The 873-nt window shown below is 52.1% G+C and carries 1 rRNA gene; it reads left to right on the top strand.

The window, feature by feature from the left end:
* A 23S ribosomal RNA gene (locus tag JFY56_RS24165) occupies positions 1–873 on the top strand; the annotation flags it as partial.

The following is an 873-nucleotide window of genomic DNA, read 5'->3' as shown; positions in this document are numbered from 1 at the left end:
TAGAACGCTCTGGAAAGTGCGGCCATAGTGGGTGATAGCCCCGTATATGAAAGGTTCTGGGAAGTGAAATCGAGTAGGACGGAGCACGAGAAACTTTGTCTGAACATGGGGGGACCATCCTCCAAGGCTAAATACTACTGACTGACCGATAGTGAACCAGTACCGTGAGGGAAAGGCGAAAAGAACCCCGGAGAGGGGAGTGAAATAGAACCTGAAACCGTATGCGTACAAGCAGTGGGAGCCTACATTGTTAGGTGACTGCGTACCTTTTGTATAATGGGTCAGCGACTTATATTCAGTGGCGAGCTTAACCGAATAGGGGAGGCGTAGCGAAAGCGAGTCTTAATAGGGCGTTTAGTCGCTGGGTATAGACCCGAAACCGGGCGATCTATCCATGAGCAGGTTGAAGGTTAGGTAACACTGACTGGAGGACCGAACCCACTCCCGTTGAAAAGGTAGGGGATGACTTGTGGATCGGAGTGAAAGGCTAATCAAGCTCGGAGATAGCTGGTTCTCCTCGAAAGCTATTTAGGTAGCGCCTCACGTATCACTCCAGGGGGTAGAGCACTGTTTCGGCTAGGGGGTCATCCCGACTTACCAAACCGATGCAAACTCCGAATACCTGGAAGTGTCAGCGTGGGAGACACACGGCGGGTGCTAACGTCCGTCGTGAAAAGGGAAACAACCCAGACCGCCAGCTAAGGTCCCAAAGTTGTGGTTAAGTGGTAAACGATGTGGGAAGGCTTAGACAGCTAGGAGGTTGGCTTAGAAGCAGCCACCCTTTAAAGAAAGCGTAATAGCTCACTAGTCGAGTCGGCCTGCGCGGAAGATGTAACGGGGCTCAAACCACACACCGAAGCTGCGGGTGCATCG

The sequence above is a fragment of the Pseudomonas schmalbachii genome (assembly GCF_017589465.1).
In the GTDB taxonomy this organism is placed as follows: Bacteria; Pseudomonadota; Gammaproteobacteria; order Pseudomonadales; family Pseudomonadaceae; genus Pseudomonas; species Pseudomonas schmalbachii.
This window is presented reverse-complemented; position numbering and strand designations above follow the sequence as displayed.